Source organism: Paenibacillus sp. SORGH_AS_0306, assembly GCF_030819345.1.
Taxonomy (GTDB): Bacteria; Bacillota; Bacilli; order Paenibacillales; family Paenibacillaceae; genus Saccharibacillus; species Saccharibacillus kyungheensis.
Map to the genome: position 1 here is coordinate 5076874 of NZ_JAUTBP010000001.1, position 20170 is coordinate 5097043.

Sequence of the window (20170 nt, forward strand, 5' to 3'; positions counted from 1 at the left end):
AAGTTAATTATAGATCTTCTTTAATCTCTTTTTCGACTTCACGTACAGCATTGTCTTCGTCTTTGACTTCCACTTTGCTTGATAACAACCAACCGCAGACAGCGATCGCTACAAGCACAATATAGAACGATAATTTCCAGATCGTATTTTCAGGGAAATGCTCAGGCAATACACCTAGTGCTGGATGCGCAAGAGTGATAACCGCAAGCTTCACACCTACCCAACCTACGATAACAAACGCAGCAACTTCTAGACCTGGACGACTTTGCAACAATTTCACGAAATAAGAAGCGGCAAAACGCATAATGATTAGACCGATAAATCCACCCAGGAAGATAACGATAAAGTGTCCGCCATCCATACCGCCGATCGCAGGCAATCCACTTGCAGGCAATGCTACAGCTAGAGCAACAGCCGCTAAAATAGAATCGACAGCAAAAGCAATATCAGCAACTTCGACTTTGAATACCGTCATCCAGAAACCAGATTGCTTTTTAGGCTTACCGTCTGGCCCTGGTTCTTCAGCAGCTTGATCAATTTTGGAACGATGGGAAATAATTTTACGAATAATATGATTGAACGCGATATACAGAAGGTACAATGCACCAATCGCTTGAACCTGCCATACATCGACAAGGAACGAAATAATAAATAATGAACCTAGCCTGAAAACGAATGCACCGAATAATCCATAGAACAATGCTCTTTTACGTTCTTCTTCAGGTAAATGCTTAACCATAATTGCGAGTACCAAAGCGTTATCTGCTGCGAGCAGACCTTCCAGTACGATCAGTACAAGTAATACCCATCCGTACTCCAATAACAATGCTACTTCCATAGAATTGCCTCCCTAAATCTCGTTTTTTTGTGCGTTAGTATATAAAAAAGACCTTTACCATGATTGGTAAAGGTCTCCCGAAAAATAACGAGTCTTCACCAAAACATGGTAAAGGTCTCGCTAACAATGTTTATCATTGCCAAGCAAAACCGGGGATAAATCCCGTAATGACGACTTTGCCTGTACAGCTACTCCCCTTTAACAGGAATATAGAGTTATGTGGTTAGTAAATCTCTTACAATTCTTACTTAACCATTATCTTGCTAAACAAATCATAAGCAATTTAAGAAAATAAGTCAATTATGTTAATGTAGTCATAGCGTTGATATCAGCATTATTATCGTACATATCACTGGATTGACATAAAATAGGTTTGTTCTGTATTATGCTTTGCTGAATATCAATAATTCGCTGATTACGACTTCCCCGGTAACGCAAAGAAACATCACGTTGTTGCTCTATAAATCTACCATCGATCAGTACATCGCACAGATGTAGCAAAGAAACCGCACCCTCTACTGAAGAATGAATTAATTGTTCCCATGTGTATCCGCTATAGATCCAGATTGAGAAATCAGGAATCTGCTGACGCACTTGTTGAACAAAAGCAGACACTGCGATAGCGGAGAAGAAAGGGTCTCCTCCAGCTATCGTTAATCCGTCTAACAAAGGATTTTGCTTCATTTCGTCTATCAGTTGTTGTTGTAGATTGTCTGTGAATTGTTCGCCTGCTTGAAACGACCAGGTGTGTCTGCTAAAACACCCACTGCAACCATGTCTACAACCACTGATAAAAATAACAGCTCGTAATCCATCGCCTTCATTGACCGACTCGGGAATATAACCGCAGATATTCATCGTGAATGTTTCAACCGATCCCGCACTTCAGCTTGCTTGGCAGGATTAAATCGAGTCTGATAATCACCGGTCAGATATCCTGTGACACGGCGCAAACGGGCGATAGGCACTTCTAATTCAGAGACGCCACACGCAGGGCAATGACTTCCGATAATGCCTTCATGTCCACAACCAGTACACCGATCAATCGGATGATTGATACTAAAATAGCTGATCTGTTGAGCCAGCGCATACTGAATAATCTGGTACATGGCTTTGACATTGTGACGAGCGTTACCGTCTAATTCTATATATGAAATGGCTCCTGCATTACAATAATGGTGAAAAGGTGCTTCTAGCTGAATTTTGCGAGCGGCTGTAATCGAATAATAGACAGGGATATGAAAAGAATTAGTATAATACTTGCGATCAGTTACTCCTTCAATCGAACCATAATATTCACGATCGATGTTAACGAATATTTGCCGGATAATCCTTCTGCTGGCGTAGCCATCAATGAAAAGTTAAGATTATATTGTTCGCTAAGCGCATCACAAGCTGTTCTCATATAAGCAATCAGTGAGAGTGCTTGCTCATACACCATATCATTTTCCCCGTGATGCTTGCCGTACAAAGCTTTCATACATTCGGCAAGTCCGATAAAGCCAATCGATAATGAACCATGCTTAATACAGTCTTCTACACGATCGTCAGGTGCAAGTAGATCGCCACCTTCCCATACCCCTTCACGCATCATAAAGTCAGACGCTTTGGCAGGTTGAGATGCTTGAAGACGGTAACGGTGCAACAGCCCTTGAGCCGCAAGTTCAATACATTCATCAAGTTCTCGATAAAACCCTTGCTCATCGGCTACCGATCGCTGTCCGGTGATTCCATAATCGATGCCTAATTTCACAAGATTAATCGTATTAAAAGAAAGATTGCCTTTGCCAGACAGATGATTGCGTCCGAATCGATCTGCCATTACACGTGTACGACAACCCATTGTTGCAAATTCAGTATCCGGTTGACCTGAAATTTCATGTTCTCGATTGATTGGAGCATCCAGATTTGCAAAATTAGGATAAAGACGACGAGCTGAACAATCGATCGCTTGTAAAAATAAATCATAGTTAACTTCACCAGCTTGTTGATTCACCCCTTGTTTACATTTGAAAATCTGAATAGGGAAAATCGGTGTTTCTCCATGACCTAATCCACGTACGGTTGCAGAGAGTAGACATTGTACAATTAGTCGTCCTTCTGTCGATGTACATGTGCCATAGTTAATGCTGGTAAATGGAATCTGTCCGCCACCACGACTGGACATTGTATTAAGATTATGGATAAGACTTTCTGCGGCTTGCAGTGTCTCGACTTTGGTTTCTTCAAGAGCATACTGATATGCACGCGGATAATCAGTAGCTAACACTTGATCATCCATGACTGCATTCTGAACGATCGTTTCAACCATTTCGCTTTCTTCTTGAAAATAGCGGAATCCTTTGCGTAGATGCTTGCGAAACGATTTGGTTACATAAGGAGCAAGATCATAATCAAGCTTATTCGCTGCTACACCGCCATACTGCGAATTTTGCTGACATTGAAAAATAATTGCTACTTGCGCCATAGCAGTCATAATCGAATTAGGTGTCCGTAGACTACCGTTGCCACTACTGAATCCATCGCGCAATAATTTATCAAATGGAATAAAGATACAGTTCGTCGTACCCACAGCATAATGATCCAGATCGTGAATATAGATACGATTTTGGGCAACCGCTTCAGCGATTGGTTGAGGTAACAGTTGGCGTTTGGTGTACCATTTCGCATATTCACTACCCAACCGACTCATTTTTCCAGAAAAGCTTGCTCCATTCAGATTAGCATTTTCACGTGCGGATTCGTGTTCACCTTCAATAATATGTTCGCCCATATCGAGTACCGATTGCAGTTCGGATGATATAGGAGGTGTTATGTAAGCTGATTTAGTATGTGGAGTCAAAATAGACATCAATCACACTTCCTCTCGTTAGAATATAAATAAAAATCCAACTCACAGATAAAGCAAAACCCGACATCATAAAGACAACTGGTGTCGGGTAGCAGAGATTACATATCGATCAAGTGAAGTCTAATCTACAGATCATCACATTCCTAAAATAATTCGTTATTTCAATTATTATCTATATCTAGTTAACACTTTATTAATTTATATCAATATATTGATTATGTAAGTGATAATTGTCTCTTTACCTTTTGGATAAGTAGGGGTATGTAGTCATATATGAACGATCGCAATGATGATAAACATGCATCAAACCGCAGAATGGGTAAACTATATAATAGACGAGTGTAATTTATTAAAGGAGGATAAAAAAATGGCTATTGCTGAAGTGACCGTTATTCCATTAGGAACAGGAAGTACCAGTATTAGTAGTTATGTAGCGCAGATGCAACGGGTATTAAGTGAGCAGACAGGTGTACAGACACAACTAACACCGATGAGTACGATTATTGAAGGTGAGATTGGAGATGTGATGAAAGCGATTCTAGCATTGCATGAATCTCCTTTTCAAGAGGGAGCAGGGCGTGTATCCACATCGATCAAAATTGATGATCGACGGGATCATCCAACATCAGCACAGTATAAGTTAGATTCAGTGAATCAAAAGCTGCAATCTTAAAAAAATAGAAAAAATGAATTTTAATGCGATTTTTAGGTGCATTTCATAAACTTTTAAGATACAGCGGTTATAGTAATGACATACCCCTTTTGAATATATAAGCATTACTGAACTCCATGGACTGCGACCGTGGAGTTCCTTTTTTTTGGAAGACATTATAAAGCAAGATACCTAAAATTGAAAAATTAATGTTTCTTTCAGGTTCGCCTAAGGTAATATTAAGATGTACCTATTATAATGACTGTAATAACCCCTTTTGAATTACTATACCTTGACCTCAGCGGCTGCGACCGTTGAGGTCTCTTTTTTTGTTTTGACAAAAAATTATAATTTCTTTGTAGATGGAGTGGTGTCTGATTTGGAGTATTTCCAAAGGGCAATCACAATAACGATCGTTACTAGACTCACAGGAATCCAGCTAAGCAGAAGAGGGGCATGTCTTTCTAACACAGTCGCTACAATAGCACCACACGCATATAGAACAATTCCCAAAATGCGTAACCGGGATTCAGTCGATAATAATCGACTGGTCGACTGTGGATGACCAGACAACAGTTGACGTACATGAGCGACCATATCTTCTACAGCATTGACCAGATTATTGGTAAGTACAGTTGTAGAAATACCTGCTATACCTAATCGTCTAGCTGCGGTGGTCTGAATCCCCATCGCCATACTCAAACTACCCAGACATACAAATACAAGCGTTTCTGTTAAAGGAAGATAAGCGAGTAGAGCAAAGGTACATAATAAGCCCCATTCCACGATTAATGCTGTAGTCACACGATAGTACCAGAGCGAAGGAGATTTATCGCTTCCGATAATGATTGCGGCGATCATATTGCCGATGACGAATCCAACAAGTGCTGTAAGTACACGTGCAATCGCCAGATCGTGCAAGCGACCGAGTGACATACCGAGCACTACAATATTTCCTGTCATATTTGCTGTAAATACATGCTCTAGCCGTAAATAGCCGATCACATCTACTAATCCAGCAGTAAAACATAAACATAATAACAATACATAACGCAGATGTTGCTTAGACATCGATCATACTCCAATCTGAATAAGACATAGAAATCCCCGGGAACCTCACCTGTAAGCAGGTGTAGAAGTTCCCGGGGATGTGTGGGCATAATATCCAAAGGTTATGCCGGTTGATTGCAACCGAAAAGCCATATGTGTAAAAAATATCAGAAATATGTGATAAATCATTATATTCAAAGTTGCCGCGTATACAAAATACACTTCGTAGGAGCACGATTACTATAATCTGCCCAATCTGATGATAATATGGCTGCTGACTGCAGCTATTTTTAACCCGTAACCCCGAATTTGGAAATGGACGGGGACGGTTTTGGTTCGCTCTGTATTACATCTAAGTAACAGTTGAGTCCAAAACAACAAAAGCCCTACCTCTCTCTTGTCCTTGCGGCTCCGATGACCGCGCCAGTGTGAATCGGCAAACTTCAAATTTCTTGGGTTTTAATCATAAAGGAAATTTGAGATGATTCCGGCAGCATACCGAAAAAAGAATGCGAAGGATAAAACCGAGGGCTAAACAATAACAGTAATTATTATACGCTTATTTCAGATAAAAAGCAAGAATTAACTTTTAGACCATAGACTGTATATTTTACAAAAGAAAAAGAACACTCTATGATCTAGAATGTTCTTTTTGTATATATGATCTACGTTAGACTTAGCAGATTAATAAGTTTTGTTGATTGTGATCATGCCGTTACTTACGTTCATGTCCCACTCGAAGTTGTCTACGAACCAACGTACAGGTACAAGTGTTTGTCCGTTACGAGAGATAACCATATCGTTCAAACCTTTACGCATGTTGTCTACTTTGTATACTTTAGAGTTCACCCAGAACTCATAACGTTGGATACCTGTATCCAACCAAGTTGTAGATGTTTCTTTGTTGTAAGATACTTTCATGTTTGCATTCATTGCAAGGTAACGCAATGGTACATATGTAGTTCCTTTATATACAACAGGAGCCATTGGCATAGACATTGAAGCGCCGTTTACCATGTACATTTTACTTCCCATTGTAAATTGAATTACTTTTGTTTTTAATTCAGGACTCATATCTGCTGTTGTAGGTGTTGCTGCGAATGCTCCAGCAGCTGGTAACAATAGGGATAATCCAAGTACAGGTGCTAGCAATTTGTTTAATTTCATGTGTAGTGCTCCTTCGTCTAATAGATATATTTTTTGCTCTCTTACTAACTTATAAACCAATTTACCGATTACTAATCAGCTAATAATTAAAAAAAAATGACAATAGAGTAATATTTAGCAGGGAATACAAAAATTAAAGATAAAATCTTGTATACATCAGCTAACAATTCATAAAAACAACACCTTGCGCATTGAATCTGCACAAGGTGTCGCCATGTGGACAATCATGAAGTATAGATATGAAATATGATACTACCTAGCAAACGAGATATTAATACGTTTTGCTAATTGTGATCGTATTATTATTTACACTCATGTTCCATTCAAAGTTATCTGCAAACCAACGTACAGGGATTAAAGTCTGTCCGTTACGAGAGATAACCATATCGTTCATGCCTTTACGCATGTTGTCTACTTTGTATACTTTAGAATTCACCCAGAACTCGTAACGTTGGATACCTGTATCCAACCAAGTTGTAGCTGTTTCTTTAGTGTAGAATACTTTCATATTTGCATTAGCTGCAAGGTAACGCAATGGCACATATGTTTTACCATTGTATACTGTAGCTTTAGTGCTCATAGTCATCGATACGCCATTTACCATATACATTTTGCTACCAGGTGTAAATTGAATTACTTTTGTTTTCAATTCAGGGCTGGTATCAGCGCTAGTACCATTCGCTCCACCTGTAGAAGGTGTTGTTGGTGGTGTAGCTGGCATATTAGGCATGTTCGGCATAGATGGTGTAGTTGGTGTTGTAGGAGTCGGAGTTGCAGTACCGCCGAATTTGGCAGGGTATTGCATAACGATTGCTTCACTCAAAATGTCTCCAAATCCAAACATGTGGTGATAAGCCATACGTTCTTCAGAATAAGCTGTTGTGTAATCTTTAGCTACATAAGAATCGAATGCTTTAAGCAACATTCCGATATGTTCTGCAAGCCCAGATTCAAGAGCAGCTTGAGGCAAGTTAGGGTTAGCATCTGCGAAGAATTTCGCTTGTTTTACTTTGTATTCTGCTAATTCATCAACTGCTTTTTTCTTCGCTGTTGCATCGCCAGCAGCTGTTGCTTTTACATAATCTACAAAGTATCCGATATGAGAAGCCCAGATTGTTTTGAAAGCAGCGCCAGCTTCGTTACCATATACAGAAGCAACAGCAGCACTCAAATCATCTGTGTTTTTGTTAAGTAGAGCAGCGGCTTGTTCAAAATCAGGAGCACCGTCAACTCCTTTTTGCATTGCCCACGCAGCTAATGTTGCATGCTCGCCCAAGATGATACCTAGAGCAGAGCGCAAGTCAGAAGCTCCCATTGTAGACATATCTGTTGTAAATTTGTCAGGATATTGTTTTACAATTGCAGCGCTTAATGTATCACCAAACATAAACATATGTTTGTAAGCTTCATCTGCTGTTGTATATGCTTTTGTATAATCTTTAGCTACATAAGCATCAAATGCAGTCAACAGCATATTGATATGTTCTTCCAGTCCTGCTTCTAGTGCAGCTTGTGGCAAATTAGGATTTGCGTCTGCAAAGAACTTGGCTTGTGTTACTTTATATTCTGCTAATTCGTCTTTCGCTTTTTGTTTAGCAGCGCTATCGTTTGCAGCGGTTGCTTTTACATAATCCACGAAATATCCGATATGCGAAGCCCAGATCGTTTTGAAAGCAGCGCCAGCTTCATTACCATATACGGAAGCAACAGCAGCACTCAAATCATCTGTATTAGCATTTAGAGCAGCGGCAGCTTGATCGAAATCAGCTTTGCCATCAATTCCTTTTTGCATTGCAATAATAGCTAGCAACGCATGTTCTCCAAGAACTTGCCCCAATGCTGAACGAAGATCAGCTTTAGCGCCTTTAGTTGTTGCAGCGGCAGCTCCTGCTGTTGTTGGTAAGATCAATACAACTGCCATTAGCAGAATACCAATCTTAGATAGAACAGACTTGTACATGTTTCCACTCTCCTTAGGTAATTTGGGATCAGTTACATTGTGTTCATCAAACAGGTACTTCATAGAAGAATACGCTTACTTTAGAGCAGTGGATCATCTTTCCTGAAAAAAATTAAAAATGTTTAACTGAATTGTAACCCCTTTGTGACGCATTTCTTAAAAATGTAACAACTAAACTGCTTACTCTAATTTAATAAGCTATTCACTTAGACTTGAACCAAATTTCCAAAAATAAACTTTTAATGTAAATAAAGCAGAGAAGCAATAATATTTTTTAAAAAGTCATCCATAGCAAATTTTCTTGCGAAGGTTATAATATAAGGGAACAGGAAAGGAGCCCTTGGATGAACGATATAGCTGAAGACAGAGAACTTATGCGACGGATTTCCCAAAAAGATGCCGAAGCACTTGAATGCATATATGACCGTTATGAACGGGCAGTGTATTCGTTCGCCTATCGGATTGTACAAGACACGATGGCAGCAGAAGAAGTAGTACAAGAATTATTTCTGCGTGTATGGAATCATGCAGAGCGTTACGATCAAAGCCAGGGGAAACTATCTACATGGATGTTTACGATTACGCGTAATATCGCTGTAGATATGTTACGACGCAAATCATCACGGGCACCTGTTGACCCTACTAAAGATGAAACACTTCGTGGTATACCTGATATGAAGGCCAATACCGAAGAGCAAGTGACGCTGAACTGGGAGCGGCAGCGTATTAAAGAAGCAATGGATGAATTGAGAGAAGATCAGAAGCAAGTGATTGAATCTATATATTTTCAAGGATTGACTCAGCATGAAGTCTCCGAGCGATATAGTATTCCGCTAGGAACCGTCAAGAGCAGAGTAAGACTTGCCATAAGGCAGCTTCACAAGAAGCTTGCTGGAGCGGTGAGGGGGGAAAACTATTTATGAATAATGATAATCAATATAATAAAAATGAACTAAACGATATGATTGAAATGTATGTACTGGGCGGTTTGGATCCAGAAGAACAAGCACAGTTCGAAGCATACATGAAAGAGGATGAACAATGCCGTCTGGCGGTTGAAGAACTTCGGGAGGTGATGGACATTTTGCCATTCGCCGTTGAAGACGTTGCGCCACCAAAAGGTATGAAGAATCGTGTGTTGAGTCATATACTTACACCTAGCCATACAGAACAGACAATATCAGATGATCGGGGAACCACTCCTATAGAAGTGGAAAAATCATCGGATGAGTCTATCGTGAAGCCACCAGTCGTATATAGTACGCAAGAAGATAAAGAATGGACAAAAGATAAAAACAAAGGCAGATTCTGGCGCATTGCTACTACATTTGTTGCCGCTGCTGCTGTTATTATAGGAGTATATGCTTCTAATTTACGCGGGGAGATTGACAGCTTACAGCAACAACTAGCTATTTCAAGTACGCAGGTGAATAGTCTACAAGGAAAATTAGCGACTGTTTCTATGCCTACACAAGGGCTTAAAGTAGATGAAGCAGTGAAGCTGAATCCAGCTACAGCCGATATTGTTGCGCAGGGACTCGCATCAATTGTTATTGATGATAAGGGAACCCATTTACTTGTTCAAGCAGATAACTTACCCAAGCTAAAAGGTAAACAAGCGTTTCAAGTCTGGTTGATTAAAGGTGATGTGAAGCAAAGTGCAGGAACGTTCCTTACTCAAGACGGAACAGGAGCGATGTATTATACATTCCAACCAGAAAATTATGACACCATTGCGATTACACTTGAACCGGATGAAAAAGGTGATCAACCAAGAGGACCTGTTATTCTGGCAGCAGAGATTCAGGGGTAACCAGTTTACTTTCATCTCGTGTTCGATCATATATGTACACCTATAACAAGCGCCCTCCCATTATTGGAAGAGCGCTTGTTTTGTGTATAGGCAACAGAAAAGAATTTGGCTACATCATGTAAGAGGTGGAGACGTAGGATCGATCTCACCTGTAAATAATTTGCGAATATCTTCACGCTTGGCTTTGGGCCCGAGCAGATACACTTTATCACCTGCTAGCAACACAGTATTGCCGCGTGGTGTCAGTATTTCTTCATTACGAATCAACGCAGTGATCAATACACTTTGAGGTAAATGGATATCTTGAATTTCTCGATTGATCATACAACTTCGCTTATCTAGAGTAAGATGGCTAATCTCTGAAGTGGTACGACCGGTCGCTACAAGTTCAATAATCGAAGGTTGTTGATCCGGTATATTTTCAGTTAAACCTAATTTGTCAGCGAGCGATGATATGGTCGTTCCTTGAATAAGAGCAGAAGACAGAACGATAAAAAAGACCACATTAAAAAATAAATGTCCATTAGGCACACCTGCTAATAGCGGATACGTTGCCAGTACAATGGGAACAGCTCCGCGAAGCCCTGCCCATGCTACCAGTGTTTTTTCACGAAATGAAAATTTACTAATCAATAGACTGGCATATACTCCAAGAGGTCTGGCTACTAGAATCAATAAGACTGATAAAATAATCCCTTGCCATGCTACAGCAGGTAATTGTGAAGGGAAGACAAGCAGACCGAGTAATACAAACATTAATATTTGCATAATCCAGCCAAAACCCTGATTGAACTGTAAAATAGAACGTCGATACGTTAGATCAGAATTCCCCATCACTAGAGCCATCACATATACACCCAAAAAACCGCTAGCATGAGTGAGTGAACTTACCCCGTATGTAAAAAGTGCGGCTGAAATCGCTAGTACTGGATATAAACTCGCTGTCTCAAAATTAATTTTGTTGATCAGCATTACCGCAAGCTTACCGCAAATAATACCGAGTACCAGTCCAAAACCCATTTCCCAGAAAAATGAAAAGATTTTGCTCCAAATGCTAATCGAAGGATCTTGAATTAATTCGATAAACATAATCGTTAAAAATACCGCCATCGGATCGTTACTACCAGATTCAGCTTCTAGCGTAGACGTAATTTTCTTGCTGACATTTTTACTGCCAAGCACAGAGAAAACGGCTGCTGCATCGGTCGATCCTACAATCGCTCCAAATAATAATCCTTCGGTAAGACTTACCCCTAAAATCAAATGAGCAAAATAACCGATAATAAAAGTAGTTAGCAATACACCTATTGTAGCCAGAGATAAAGCAGGACGAATCACAGGCTTCACCATATCCATCCTTGTCTGCATCCCGCCTTCAAACAAAATAATGACAAGTGCTAATACGCCGAACCATTGAGTGATAAAAGCATTATCATAATAAATAAAACGTCCGAGTCCCATACCAGCTAGTATAAAAAACACAAGTGCAGGCATCCCGAAACGAGAAGAAAATTTGGTAGAAAGCACGCCAATCAGTAGAAGGCTTCCAAGAAGTAAGATCAAATTACTGGTCATTTCTGTTGTATGCATAGGCAAGCCCCTTTTTATCATAAAATATATCTATAGTTATATATTAAGCTTTTATATATAAACGAAATCATCTTTATAAAAACATCAACTTTTAAACAGGTAGAACCGAAATAAATAAAGTAAGAATCAATTGCTAGTTTATCAAGTGACGTATTTAGGAAAAGAGGAGACTACTTTGAAGTCATATCGAACGTTCCTCAAGCAAATTTTATTGAACTATATTATCGGATCGGTGATTGCAGTCGCTGTCGTTGGCGGATTATTTGTTTTAACAACGGTTGATGCACCACTCTTACAAAATATAAGAATGGTTGGCATTATGATGTTTTCGTTTGTCGTGATGTTAGGGCTTGAAAGTATTGTATTTAGACATCATATCCGTACGATTCGTGAAGCATGTGTGATTGATTTTCCAACAGAAGAAATGATCAAACGCGCTTATATCCAACTACATAAATTTCCCAAGCTATCGGTGTATCGCATTATGTTGCCACACTTTTTAGGATTAACTGTGCCGGCATTGATACTGATGATTATTTGTATGGGAAAAGGTTGGATTACGTTACCCACCTACTATTTGTGGATCGGCGGCGCAGGAGCATTAATGGTAGCGAGTATGCACGCTTTTATTGAATTTTTTCTAACAGCGTCCGCGATTCGTCCGATGTTGATCCTGATGAAAGAACGTCTGCATCGTCTGTATGGCAAAGACATTTTGGAATTAGGGCAAGTTCATGTATCGGTTCGTCGTAAATTTCAATGGAGTATTTTTTTGATCGGTGTGTTTCCATTAGTGTTATTTAGTCTGGCGGCGCAGATACGCTTGCAAGAAATGACAGGCATGCAAAGTGGCGAATATTGGAGCTGGGCAGGTGCTGTTATTCTAGTCAGTATTGCTTTTAGTATTGTCGGAGCACAGTTACTGGCAAGAGATGTAGAGCATCCTATTCGTAATCTGTACAGCGAGATGGAACATGTCAAAAACGGTGATTTTAGCGGAGAAGCGGAAGATTATTACTCAGATGACTTTTCGCTATTGATTTCAGGATTTAATCATATGATCAAAGGATTACAATTGCGTGATCGTCGTAGTGCTCAATTGCAGGATAGTTACTTTGCTACATTAGCGGCGGCGTTGGATGCGCGTGATCCCTATACAGCCGGACATTCGTTACGTGTAGCTGAATATGCTGTCATTATTGGTGAAAATGCTGGTCTAAGCACATATGAATTGGATCGCTTACGCAAAACAGCTTTGCTTCATGATATCGGTAAGATCGGGATTACAGATTCGGTATTGCTCAAAGACGGTAAGCTGACAGATGAAGAATTTGATCAGATCAAAAAACATCCAGCTCTAGGCGAAAGTATTTTACAACAGGTCGAACCGAAAGATGCGATGCAACCGTATTTGCCAGGTGTACGTTCTCATCATGAGCGTTATGATGGCAAAGGCTATCCTGACGGGTTACAAGGTGAAGATATTCCGTTATTCGGACGGATTATTGCTGTAGCGGATGCGTATGATGCGATGACATCGAACCGACCTTATCGTAAAGGAATGCCTTCCGAAAAAGCGATTATGATTTTGGAAGAAGGACGGGGAACTCAGTGGGACCCGCAATTTGCTTCGATTTTTATTGATAGTTACCGTAAGAAAAAAGAGCTGATCTCCTAAGGGATCGGCTCTTTTTTTTGGTTGGATATAGGATTGAGATATTTGTTGATTGAAGTAGAAGAAGTCGCGTTTATAATACCAAACGCTGGATGTAAGATATTTTGCTGTGCAAAAATCATTGTTGATTGAAGTAGAAGAAGTCGCGCTTATAATGCCAAGTGCTAGATGTAAGATATTTTGCTGTGCAAAAATCATTATTGATTGAAGTAGAAGAAGTCGCGTTTATAATGCCAAACGCTTAAGGAATTAGTTTTGTTTTTTTCGCTTTTTCTGCCATTTTTTCAGTTAGTGGTCCTAATGGTTTTTTGAATACAACTGCAAATAGCATAAACAATATCATAAATCCAATCAGATACAGTACATCTCGATACACTGTCTCCATCAGCATCCCGCCGACTGCTTCACGTAGCACTTCTACAGCGTAGGTGAATGGGAACCATGGATGTAATGCTTGGAAAAAAGTCCCGGTCATACTGACAGGGAATGTACCACCTGAACTTGAAAATTGCAGTACAAGCAAAATGATAGCCAGTCCTTTACCGATATTGCCGAATACCGATACGAGTGTATAGGTTAGTGTTACAAAAACCATACTGATCAATATACTTAACCCGACAAACCAGACTTTATCGACGACATATGCACCTAATATAAAGATATCTCCAAGCGAAATAATAAGCGCTTGTACCATACCGATCGTCATAAAGGTAAACATTCGACCAAAATAAATCTGATACGGACGGTAACGTTTTTCTATATCTTCGACTTCGACTTTGAACATAGATACTAATAACATTGCGCCTACCCAGATCGAGAGGGTAGTGTAAAATGGCGACATCGCTGAACCATAGTTAGGAATCGGATAAGTGCGATTTTCTTCTAGCTGTACTGGGCTTGATAAAAAGTCACTTTCTTGCTGAATATCTCCTTTTAACCATTTGATAATTTGGGACAGCTCGCTATCGCTATTTTTGAGCAGTCTGACTTTATTGGCTGCACTGTGCACCGATTTTTCAAGTCCCGGTAGATCATCACGTATAAAATCGCCTACTTTATGCACCGCATTTTCGGCTTCTGGTAATTTATTTTGGATCAAATCTGTAATTTTATCTAACTCTTTTTCTGCTTTGGGTAGGTCGTTACGTACAAAATCGGCGGCATCATGAACTTTCGTTTCAATACCGGGCAGATCGTTATTTACAAAGTCAGCCGCATTATTAATAAGCTTGGTGAACTCGGCCATTTTGCTTTGTAATAATTGATTAGCCTCATGTAATTTTTTCTCGATATTCGGAAGATCGGTCTGCAATTGCTTCAATTCTTCTTGACCGAACTGTACTCCGCTTTGAGCATCATTTAGCACCGCTTCAACATCGGGTAACTTTTGCTGAGCCGTCTGCAACACACTTGCTGCATCTTTGGCTACGGTTCTAAGATTGTCCAGCCCTTGATTAATATCAGGTACGATCTGACTATCATAGATTGAGATGATATCCCCTAATGTATCGCTAGCATCTGTAGACAATTGACGAAGATTGTTCAAAATATCTTCAGCAGGTTGTTGACCATTGGTGATCGCTTGCTGAATACTGCGTACCAGTTCCAATTGACGTTCAAATTTGTCATGTACCGTATTGAGTCGACTGATTGGATTATCCAGCGGATGGTTCGGCAATACATTATTAAGACGCGTTAATAGATCGGTAGTGCGCTCGATAATACCGACAGCACGAGATAAGCGTGTATCTAGAAATGAGAGAGCATCCAGAGCCGCTTGCGGATCAATATCTGCGCCTTGAATTGCATCGACTAATTGAGTAGTCGCATCGGCTGTTTGTTGTAACAGAACTAAATTTTGACGAATAATCGGTGCCACTGAATCAAAAGCACCATCATTTTCATCTAAAAAAGTATTAACTCGATTGGTAAAATCAGCGCTGATATCTGTAATTTCTTTTACTTTTGGCAATGCTTCTTGAGCAGCTGTAATAATACCGGATAATTTGTCAGCATCCTCAATCGCTTGGTTGAGTGCATCTTCTACTTTGTAAAAGTTTTTATCAAGTTCGCTCACTTTATCTGCGGCGGCTTGAATTTCGGGTAGTCGTTTTTGTAACAATAAAATCTGATTGCCTGCTTCTTTGATCTTCGGCAGATTATCTTCTACTTTGAGAATCATATTACCGGCGGCTTCGATCTCAGGAATTCGTTTTTGCAAAGCGACAATTTTTTGTGCTTGAGCATCGATTTGTGGAAGCTTTTTCTCTAGCTCTAAAGCTTTATCCGCAAATTCATCAATCTCTGGTAAGCGTGCTTCTACTGTCAAAATTTTGTTTTCAATATTGCGAATCGTTGGAAGTTCTTCTTCGAATTTGATTCCAGCGTCTTGCATTTTGGTAAGAACTGCTTCACTGGCGGTTTCTACAAATTCATCGCTGATCTGTTGTGTAATCGTAGTAGCACCTTTATCAGTAATTTTGGGCGCAACTGCACTGATTTTTTCGTTTACAGTATAGATAATTTTAGGCTTTACCGGATTATCGGTTAGAATACTGCCAATTTTTTTGGAAAAGTCAGATGGAATAAGTAGGCTGGCATAATATTCGCCTGTATCGACACCATGTCTAGCGGTATCTTCATCTACAAATGTCCAACCTAATGTTGTGTTCTTTTTCAGATTCTCCAGTACTTGATCACCGACATTAATCTCTTTTCCTTCAATTGTGGTTCCTTTATCTTGAGAAGTGATGGCAATTTTGATACCTGACGTATTGCTGTACGGGTCCCACATCGCTTTGAGGTTAAACCACGCGTATACCGAAGGTAATAACATAATCGCAATGACTAACAAAATACCTGTAGAGACACCGAAAATGTTTTTCCAATCACTTTTATAAATATTCCAAATGTTTCTCATAACTTCGTTATACCACCTAATCGCCTATAATAAATTCAATACTTCATACTATCATTTAACCTCTAACTCCTTACACTACCCTAACGATTCAGAAGTAAAAGGTCAGGTTAAATACAACGTAGGATAGCTTATATATCAATCCTTCAACAGGTTGTATGCCTTGAGTATGGATAATAAACGCTATAGGCTCAACAAGCAAGTGAATATTATCTTTTTATTTAGGTAGGCTATCTATTTATTTTATTGTACCACAATTTTCATATGGATGTGCTTTGAGTCAAATAAGTCAGTATCAGCATCTGATCGGCATATCTATACCTATCAATGTTGATCCAACCCAAAATGATAAAGGAGCGAATAACAATGAATGATGATATTATCAAAGGCAAATGGACGCAATTTAAAGGTGAAGCGAAAAAGCAGTGGGGTAAATTGACGGATGATGATCTAGATGTAATCAACGGTGAAAAAGAGAAATTTATCGGGAAATTGCAAGAACGTTACGGTCATAGTAAAGAAGCAGCTGAAGAAGAGTACAATACGTGGAGTAAACGTCATTACGAAAATGATGCTAATAACACGTTGTTATAAGCTGTGCATTTATAATTTTGCAATTTAGGCTTGCCAGAATGGTCAAAAGTATCGTAGAATTGGTCTTGCATGTGACTAACAACGACATAGATGGCACATAACATAAAGGGCGATTGTAATATCCTTAATCGGGGATATCACAATCGCCTTATTCATTTGTAATGGGAAAATGATTGGAATGCTGGGGCGCGTGGTGAGGCGCTGCGAGAAGGGGATCTTCTTGGCGTCGCTGGTGAACGATGATCCCTTGAATAACCGCTATGCGGTGGGGATCACCGTTCAAAGGCGACTTTCAGAAGATTCCCCTTCTCTTCGCTCACTACGTGCTGAAGCATACAGTAATGATTTTCTTGCGGCTCTGCCGCTGCGGAAGTGGCAGGGTGATTCAAAAAATTGAGTTAGGAAAGAGATAGAAAAAATATATAAGACATATGAATTTGTAGAGAAATAATATTTAAAAAGATATTAGGGTATAGTCTGTGTAATAGAAAGAGTTATAATTTATGTACGGATAGAATGAAGGGATGGTTTACTTTTAAGTAGGAATAAAATTAAGATATATTATATTTAAAAATATTACGTATAAAATACTACATATGAAAAGTAAAAAGCTGATGACAAAGGGGGAGAATGGACCGCTTTGCATCAGCTTTTTTATTTTTTTATAAATAGATTTAGAGTGGAAGTAGGGCAACTTGGGAGCGTTGACCGACTTGGGTGACCATTTGTTCCCATGCTTCTGGTTTTTGAGCGAGAACGGCGTAATAGCGACGTAGGAACTTTTCGATTAGTGATCCAGGTAGAGATGTAGTTGTTGGATCATAGGCTAGAAAGCAGAAATCGAGTTCAGATACAGCTTCGCCATCGTTGTTCCATGATGGGTGAATATAAGGGAAATCTAATTTGCGATAACCCAGATGAGACAGAACTTCACGACGGACAAAAGGGTCCATCGGTTTGATACCACCAAACTCATGATGTTCGATACGGTAAGGATCGTAGATTTCAGCGAACATCCCGAATAATTCTTTGCCTGCTTCGCTAGCGACTTGTTGTAGATCAGCTTGACGTTGATTAGCTAGAAAAGCTCCGATACCTAATCCCGGTTCGCCGATAATCGTAAAATCAGTCATCGCCACGTTATCATCTTCGTAATAACGGTACTCGGTAGCTCCTACGACTTTGCCTTCATGTACAGCTACAAAAACACGAATACCCGGATCTTCTAACGGTTCTTTCCATAGATCAAACGATAATACTTCTTCTGCCGGGAAAATACGTCCCATCAAACCATGCATATCTGCAAATAAAAGATCTTCAATATTCGTAATACGTACAAATTCCATCAGTATAGTCATCCTTTCAAGTTACGTGTAATTAGGAGCGGATTCTGCCATTCCATCAACACAGCATAATGGAGTGATTCTTCATCGTCTAAATAATGTTCGATAATCGTGAGCGGTGTTCGTCCACAGCGGAGTAGAAATGATATGACAGGATCATACAATGCTCCTTGCGTGATCGCTTCTACATACTGCTGTGGTGTATAGTCCTGAGCGACCTGATGATAACCGGGCATACGACCTGCACCCAGTAATCGTGTAAGCCCCATCGCAGTGACGACTTCATACATGGACTGCATGAGTAATTTACCAAGCCCCCATTGCCGATAATGAGGATGTACACATAAATCGGCAACGTACAATGTATCTCCTGTCGGTTGATGATTGCGAATATACCCGTTATCTGTGACTTCTTCCCAGGTGTGTTGTGGATGATTAGGGTCGAAATCAATCAATAATGAAGTCATTGAACCTGCTAGCACACCATCAATTTCAATACAAAGTGCACCTTGAGGAAAGCGTGTTATATGTTCATGCAGTTGCTCGGTATTCCACCATAGCTCAGAAGGATATGGCGGTGGAAAAGCAGCACGCTGAATCTCTATTAAATGTTCAAAATCTTTTTGTGTATATGACCGGACAATAGCAGGATATGGGGTGCGGTTATGGAATACATAACATGATTTATAATATGATGGAAGAGTACCTTCATTCATCGTCATATGTTAAGACCAATCGGTATACAAATCTGTACGCCGATCACGCCACGTAGTGACAGAGCCTTTTTCACGGACTTGATATAACAGTTCCAGATCAAGGTCAGCGGTCACGATCATATCATCATTGATCTCGCCTTCCACTAGAATGCCACGTGGTGGAAAAGGAACATCATTCGGCGTAATTACAGCCGCTTGTCCGAAGTTGCCACGCATAAAGTCTACTGTTGGTAAAGAACCGACTGTACCCGTTGTAACTACATAGACTTGATTCTCGACAGCACGAGCATGACTGGTGTAACGAACACGATGGAAGCCATGACGATCATCAGTACAAGACGGACAGAAAATCACATCTGCACCTTTTGCTTTTGCCATACGCACAATTTCAGGGAATTCAATATCATAACAGGTTAACAGAGCAATCGTTCCTTTATCTGTTTCAAATACAGTTAAGCCATCGCCTGCTGACATATTCCATTCTGTCACTTCGGTTGGCGTAATATGAAGTTTGGGTTGTACAGCGACCCGTCCATCTGGATAAAATAAATGAGCTGTATTGTATAATTTTCCTGCTTTTTCGATCACATGGGTTCCGCCGATAATATGAGTACCTGTTTCCTGAGCCAGTTGTTGAAATAATTGCACATAAGCTTCAGTAAAATCAGGCAATCTCTCAATACCTAGTGCTTGTCCATGTTCATCACCAATCGATAACAATTGAGTGGTAAAAAATTCAGGAAAAAGAATAAAGTCTACTTCAAATTCTTGCGCAGTCTTCACATAATGAGTGACTTGAGCAGCAAATTCTTCAAAAGAAGATATGGTGTGAAGGCGATATTGTACCGCCGATACGCGAAATTTCATAGCGAATAAAAACCTCCTGATATTGAGATATATCCATCATAACAGAATTGAGAAAGGTTATAAAAGAGGAATAAACGAAGTACCTATGCTACAATTTAAATTGGAATATGCGATATATATTTTACTTTATTTTACAT

15 protein-coding genes and 1 pseudogene are annotated in these 20170 nt (G+C 39.8%); 5 read left to right on the top strand and 11 right to left on the bottom strand.

Annotated elements, in window-relative coordinates; genetic code table 11:
* Positions 1 to 7: 7 nt before the first annotated feature.
* From QE450_RS22560 to QE450_RS22570, 3 genes and pseudogenes are all read right to left on the bottom strand, one after another.
* A complete protein-coding gene (locus QE450_RS22560) occupies positions 8 to 838 on the bottom strand; it encodes a TerC family protein (protein WP_307302276.1) in 831 nt (276 codons plus the stop codon).
* A gap of 300 nt (positions 839 to 1138) precedes the next feature.
* Complete coding sequence (nrdG, locus tag QE450_RS22565; protein WP_307302279.1) at positions 1139 to 1696, bottom strand: anaerobic ribonucleoside-triphosphate reductase activating protein; 558 nt, start codon at positions 1694 to 1696, stop codon at positions 1139 to 1141.
* Positions 1693 to 3611: pseudogene (locus QE450_RS22570) on the bottom strand (anaerobic ribonucleoside triphosphate reductase). Before QE450_RS22570 ends, nrdG begins: the two are co-directional and overlap by 4 nt.
* Before the next feature lie 445 nt (positions 3612 to 4056).
* Between QE450_RS22570 and QE450_RS22575 the strand changes: the two are divergent.
* Positions 4057 to 4362: an MTH1187 family thiamine-binding protein gene (locus tag QE450_RS22575; protein ID WP_273614657.1), complete on the top strand. Its 306-nt coding sequence runs from the start codon at positions 4057 to 4059 to the stop codon at positions 4360 to 4362.
* A gap of 324 nt (positions 4363 to 4686) precedes the next feature.
* On the opposite strand, the gene QE450_RS22580 is transcribed toward QE450_RS22575, so the two are convergent.
* The 3 genes from QE450_RS22580 to QE450_RS22590 all read right to left on the bottom strand — a co-directional run bounded on the left by QE450_RS22580 (position 4687) and on the right by QE450_RS22590 (position 8518).
* Positions 4687 to 5412: a YoaK family protein gene (locus QE450_RS22580; protein WP_307302281.1), complete on the bottom strand. Its 726-nt coding sequence runs from the start codon at positions 5410 to 5412 to the stop codon at positions 4687 to 4689.
* 663 nt (positions 5413 to 6075) lie between these two features.
* A complete protein-coding gene (locus QE450_RS22585) occupies positions 6076 to 6558 on the bottom strand; it encodes a copper amine oxidase N-terminal domain-containing protein (protein WP_273614659.1) in 483 nt (160 codons plus the stop codon).
* A 271-nt stretch (positions 6559 to 6829) separates the two neighbouring features.
* On the bottom strand, positions 6830 to 8518 hold the full coding sequence (locus tag QE450_RS22590) for a copper amine oxidase N-terminal domain-containing protein (protein ID WP_273614660.1): 1689 nt from the start codon (positions 8516 to 8518) through the stop codon (positions 6830 to 6832).
* A gap of 344 nt (positions 8519 to 8862) precedes the next feature.
* Between QE450_RS22590 and QE450_RS22595 the strand changes: the two genes are divergently transcribed.
* Positions 8863 to 9441, top strand: a complete 579-nt coding sequence (locus QE450_RS22595; RefSeq protein ID WP_273614661.1) for an RNA polymerase sigma factor — start codon at positions 8863 to 8865, stop codon at positions 9439 to 9441.
* Positions 9438 to 10331 carry an anti-sigma factor domain-containing protein gene (locus QE450_RS22600; RefSeq protein ID WP_307302285.1) on the top strand — a complete coding sequence of 298 codons (894 nt, stop codon included), beginning with the start codon at positions 9438 to 9440 and terminating at the stop codon, positions 10329 to 10331. Before QE450_RS22595 ends, QE450_RS22600 begins: the two co-directional genes overlap by 4 nt.
* Positions 10332 to 10445: 114 nt before the next feature.
* Here QE450_RS22600 and QE450_RS22605 read toward each other — a convergent pair whose 3' ends face one another.
* A complete protein-coding gene (locus QE450_RS22605) occupies positions 10446 to 11921 on the bottom strand; it encodes a potassium/proton antiporter (RefSeq protein ID WP_273614663.1) in 1476 nt (491 codons plus the stop codon).
* Positions 11922 to 12096: 175 nt separating this feature from the next.
* Between QE450_RS22605 and QE450_RS22610 the strand changes: the two genes are divergently transcribed.
* Positions 12097 to 13599, top strand: coding sequence for an HD-GYP domain-containing protein (locus QE450_RS22610; RefSeq protein WP_273614664.1), 1503 nt, complete (start codon positions 12097 to 12099; stop codon positions 13597 to 13599).
* A 238-nt stretch (positions 13600 to 13837) separates the two neighbouring features.
* On the opposite strand, the gene QE450_RS22615 is transcribed toward QE450_RS22610, so the two are convergent.
* Positions 13838 to 16516 (bottom strand): YhgE/Pip domain-containing protein, encoded by a 2679-nt coding sequence (locus QE450_RS22615; RefSeq protein ID WP_307302288.1) that lies wholly within the window; start codon positions 16514 to 16516, stop codon positions 13838 to 13840.
* 363 nt (positions 16517 to 16879) lie between these two features.
* Here QE450_RS22615 and QE450_RS22620 point away from each other — a divergent pair, with 363 nt between their 5' ends.
* Positions 16880 to 17107 (top strand): CsbD family protein, encoded by a 228-nt coding sequence (locus tag QE450_RS22620; RefSeq protein ID WP_204826491.1) that lies wholly within the window; start codon positions 16880 to 16882, stop codon positions 17105 to 17107.
* Positions 17108 to 17781: 674 nt separating this feature from the next.
* Here QE450_RS22620 and QE450_RS22625 read toward each other — a convergent pair.
* Genes QE450_RS22625 through QE450_RS22635 form a run of 3 tightly spaced genes read right to left on the bottom strand, consistent with a single transcriptional unit; the run spans position 17782 to position 20033 of the window.
* Positions 17782 to 18453, bottom strand: a complete 672-nt coding sequence (locus QE450_RS22625; protein ID WP_307302291.1) for a GNAT family N-acetyltransferase — start codon at positions 18451 to 18453, stop codon at positions 17782 to 17784.
* Between the two features lie 8 nt (positions 18454 to 18461).
* Positions 18462 to 19172, bottom strand: a complete 711-nt coding sequence (locus tag QE450_RS22630; protein WP_373462028.1) for a GNAT family N-acetyltransferase — start codon at positions 19170 to 19172, stop codon at positions 18462 to 18464.
* 3 nt (positions 19173 to 19175) lie between these two features.
* Complete coding sequence (locus QE450_RS22635; RefSeq protein ID WP_273614667.1) at positions 19176 to 20033, bottom strand: carbon-nitrogen hydrolase family protein; 858 nt, start codon at positions 20031 to 20033, stop codon at positions 19176 to 19178.
* Positions 20034 to 20170 lie beyond the last annotated feature (137 nt).

Bases quoted from the DNA above. Each gene is read 5' to 3' on its own strand.
- QE450_RS22630 (WP_373462028.1), bottom strand. From the start codon at position 19,172: ATGACGATGAATGAAGGTACTCTTCCATCATATTATAAATCATGTTAT.
- nrdG (WP_307302279.1), bottom strand. From the start codon at position 1,696: ATGAATATCTGCGGTTATATTCCCGAGTCGGTCAATGAAGGCGATGGA.
- QE450_RS22575 (WP_273614657.1), top strand. From the start codon at position 4,057: ATGGCTATTGCTGAAGTGACCGTTATTCCATTAGGAACAGGAAGTACC.
- QE450_RS22620 (WP_204826491.1), top strand. From the start codon at position 16,880: ATGAATGATGATATTATCAAAGGCAAATGGACGCAATTTAAAGGTGAA.
- QE450_RS22560 (WP_307302276.1), bottom strand. From the start codon at position 838: ATGGAAGTAGCATTGTTATTGGAGTACGGATGGGTATTACTTGTACTG.
- QE450_RS22625 (WP_307302291.1), bottom strand. From the start codon at position 18,453: ATGGAATTTGTACGTATTACGAATATTGAAGATCTTTTATTTGCAGAT.
- QE450_RS22590 (WP_273614660.1), bottom strand. From the start codon at position 8,518: ATGTACAAGTCTGTTCTATCTAAGATTGGTATTCTGCTAATGGCAGTT.
- QE450_RS22600 (WP_307302285.1), top strand. From the start codon at position 9,438: ATGAATAATGATAATCAATATAATAAAAATGAACTAAACGATATGATT.
- QE450_RS22595 (WP_273614661.1), top strand. From the start codon at position 8,863: ATGAACGATATAGCTGAAGACAGAGAACTTATGCGACGGATTTCCCAA.
- QE450_RS22580 (WP_307302281.1), bottom strand. From the start codon at position 5,412: ATGTCTAAGCAACATCTGCGTTATGTATTGTTATTATGTTTATGTTTT.
- QE450_RS22635 (WP_273614667.1), bottom strand. From the start codon at position 20,033: ATGAAATTTCGCGTATCGGCGGTACAATATCGCCTTCACACCATATCT.
- QE450_RS22585 (WP_273614659.1), bottom strand. From the start codon at position 6,558: ATGAAATTAAACAAATTGCTAGCACCTGTACTTGGATTATCCCTATTG.
- QE450_RS22605 (WP_273614663.1), bottom strand. From the start codon at position 11,921: ATGCATACAACAGAAATGACCAGTAATTTGATCTTACTTCTTGGAAGC.
- QE450_RS22615 (WP_307302288.1), bottom strand. From the start codon at position 16,516: ATGAGAAACATTTGGAATATTTATAAAAGTGATTGGAAAAACATTTTC.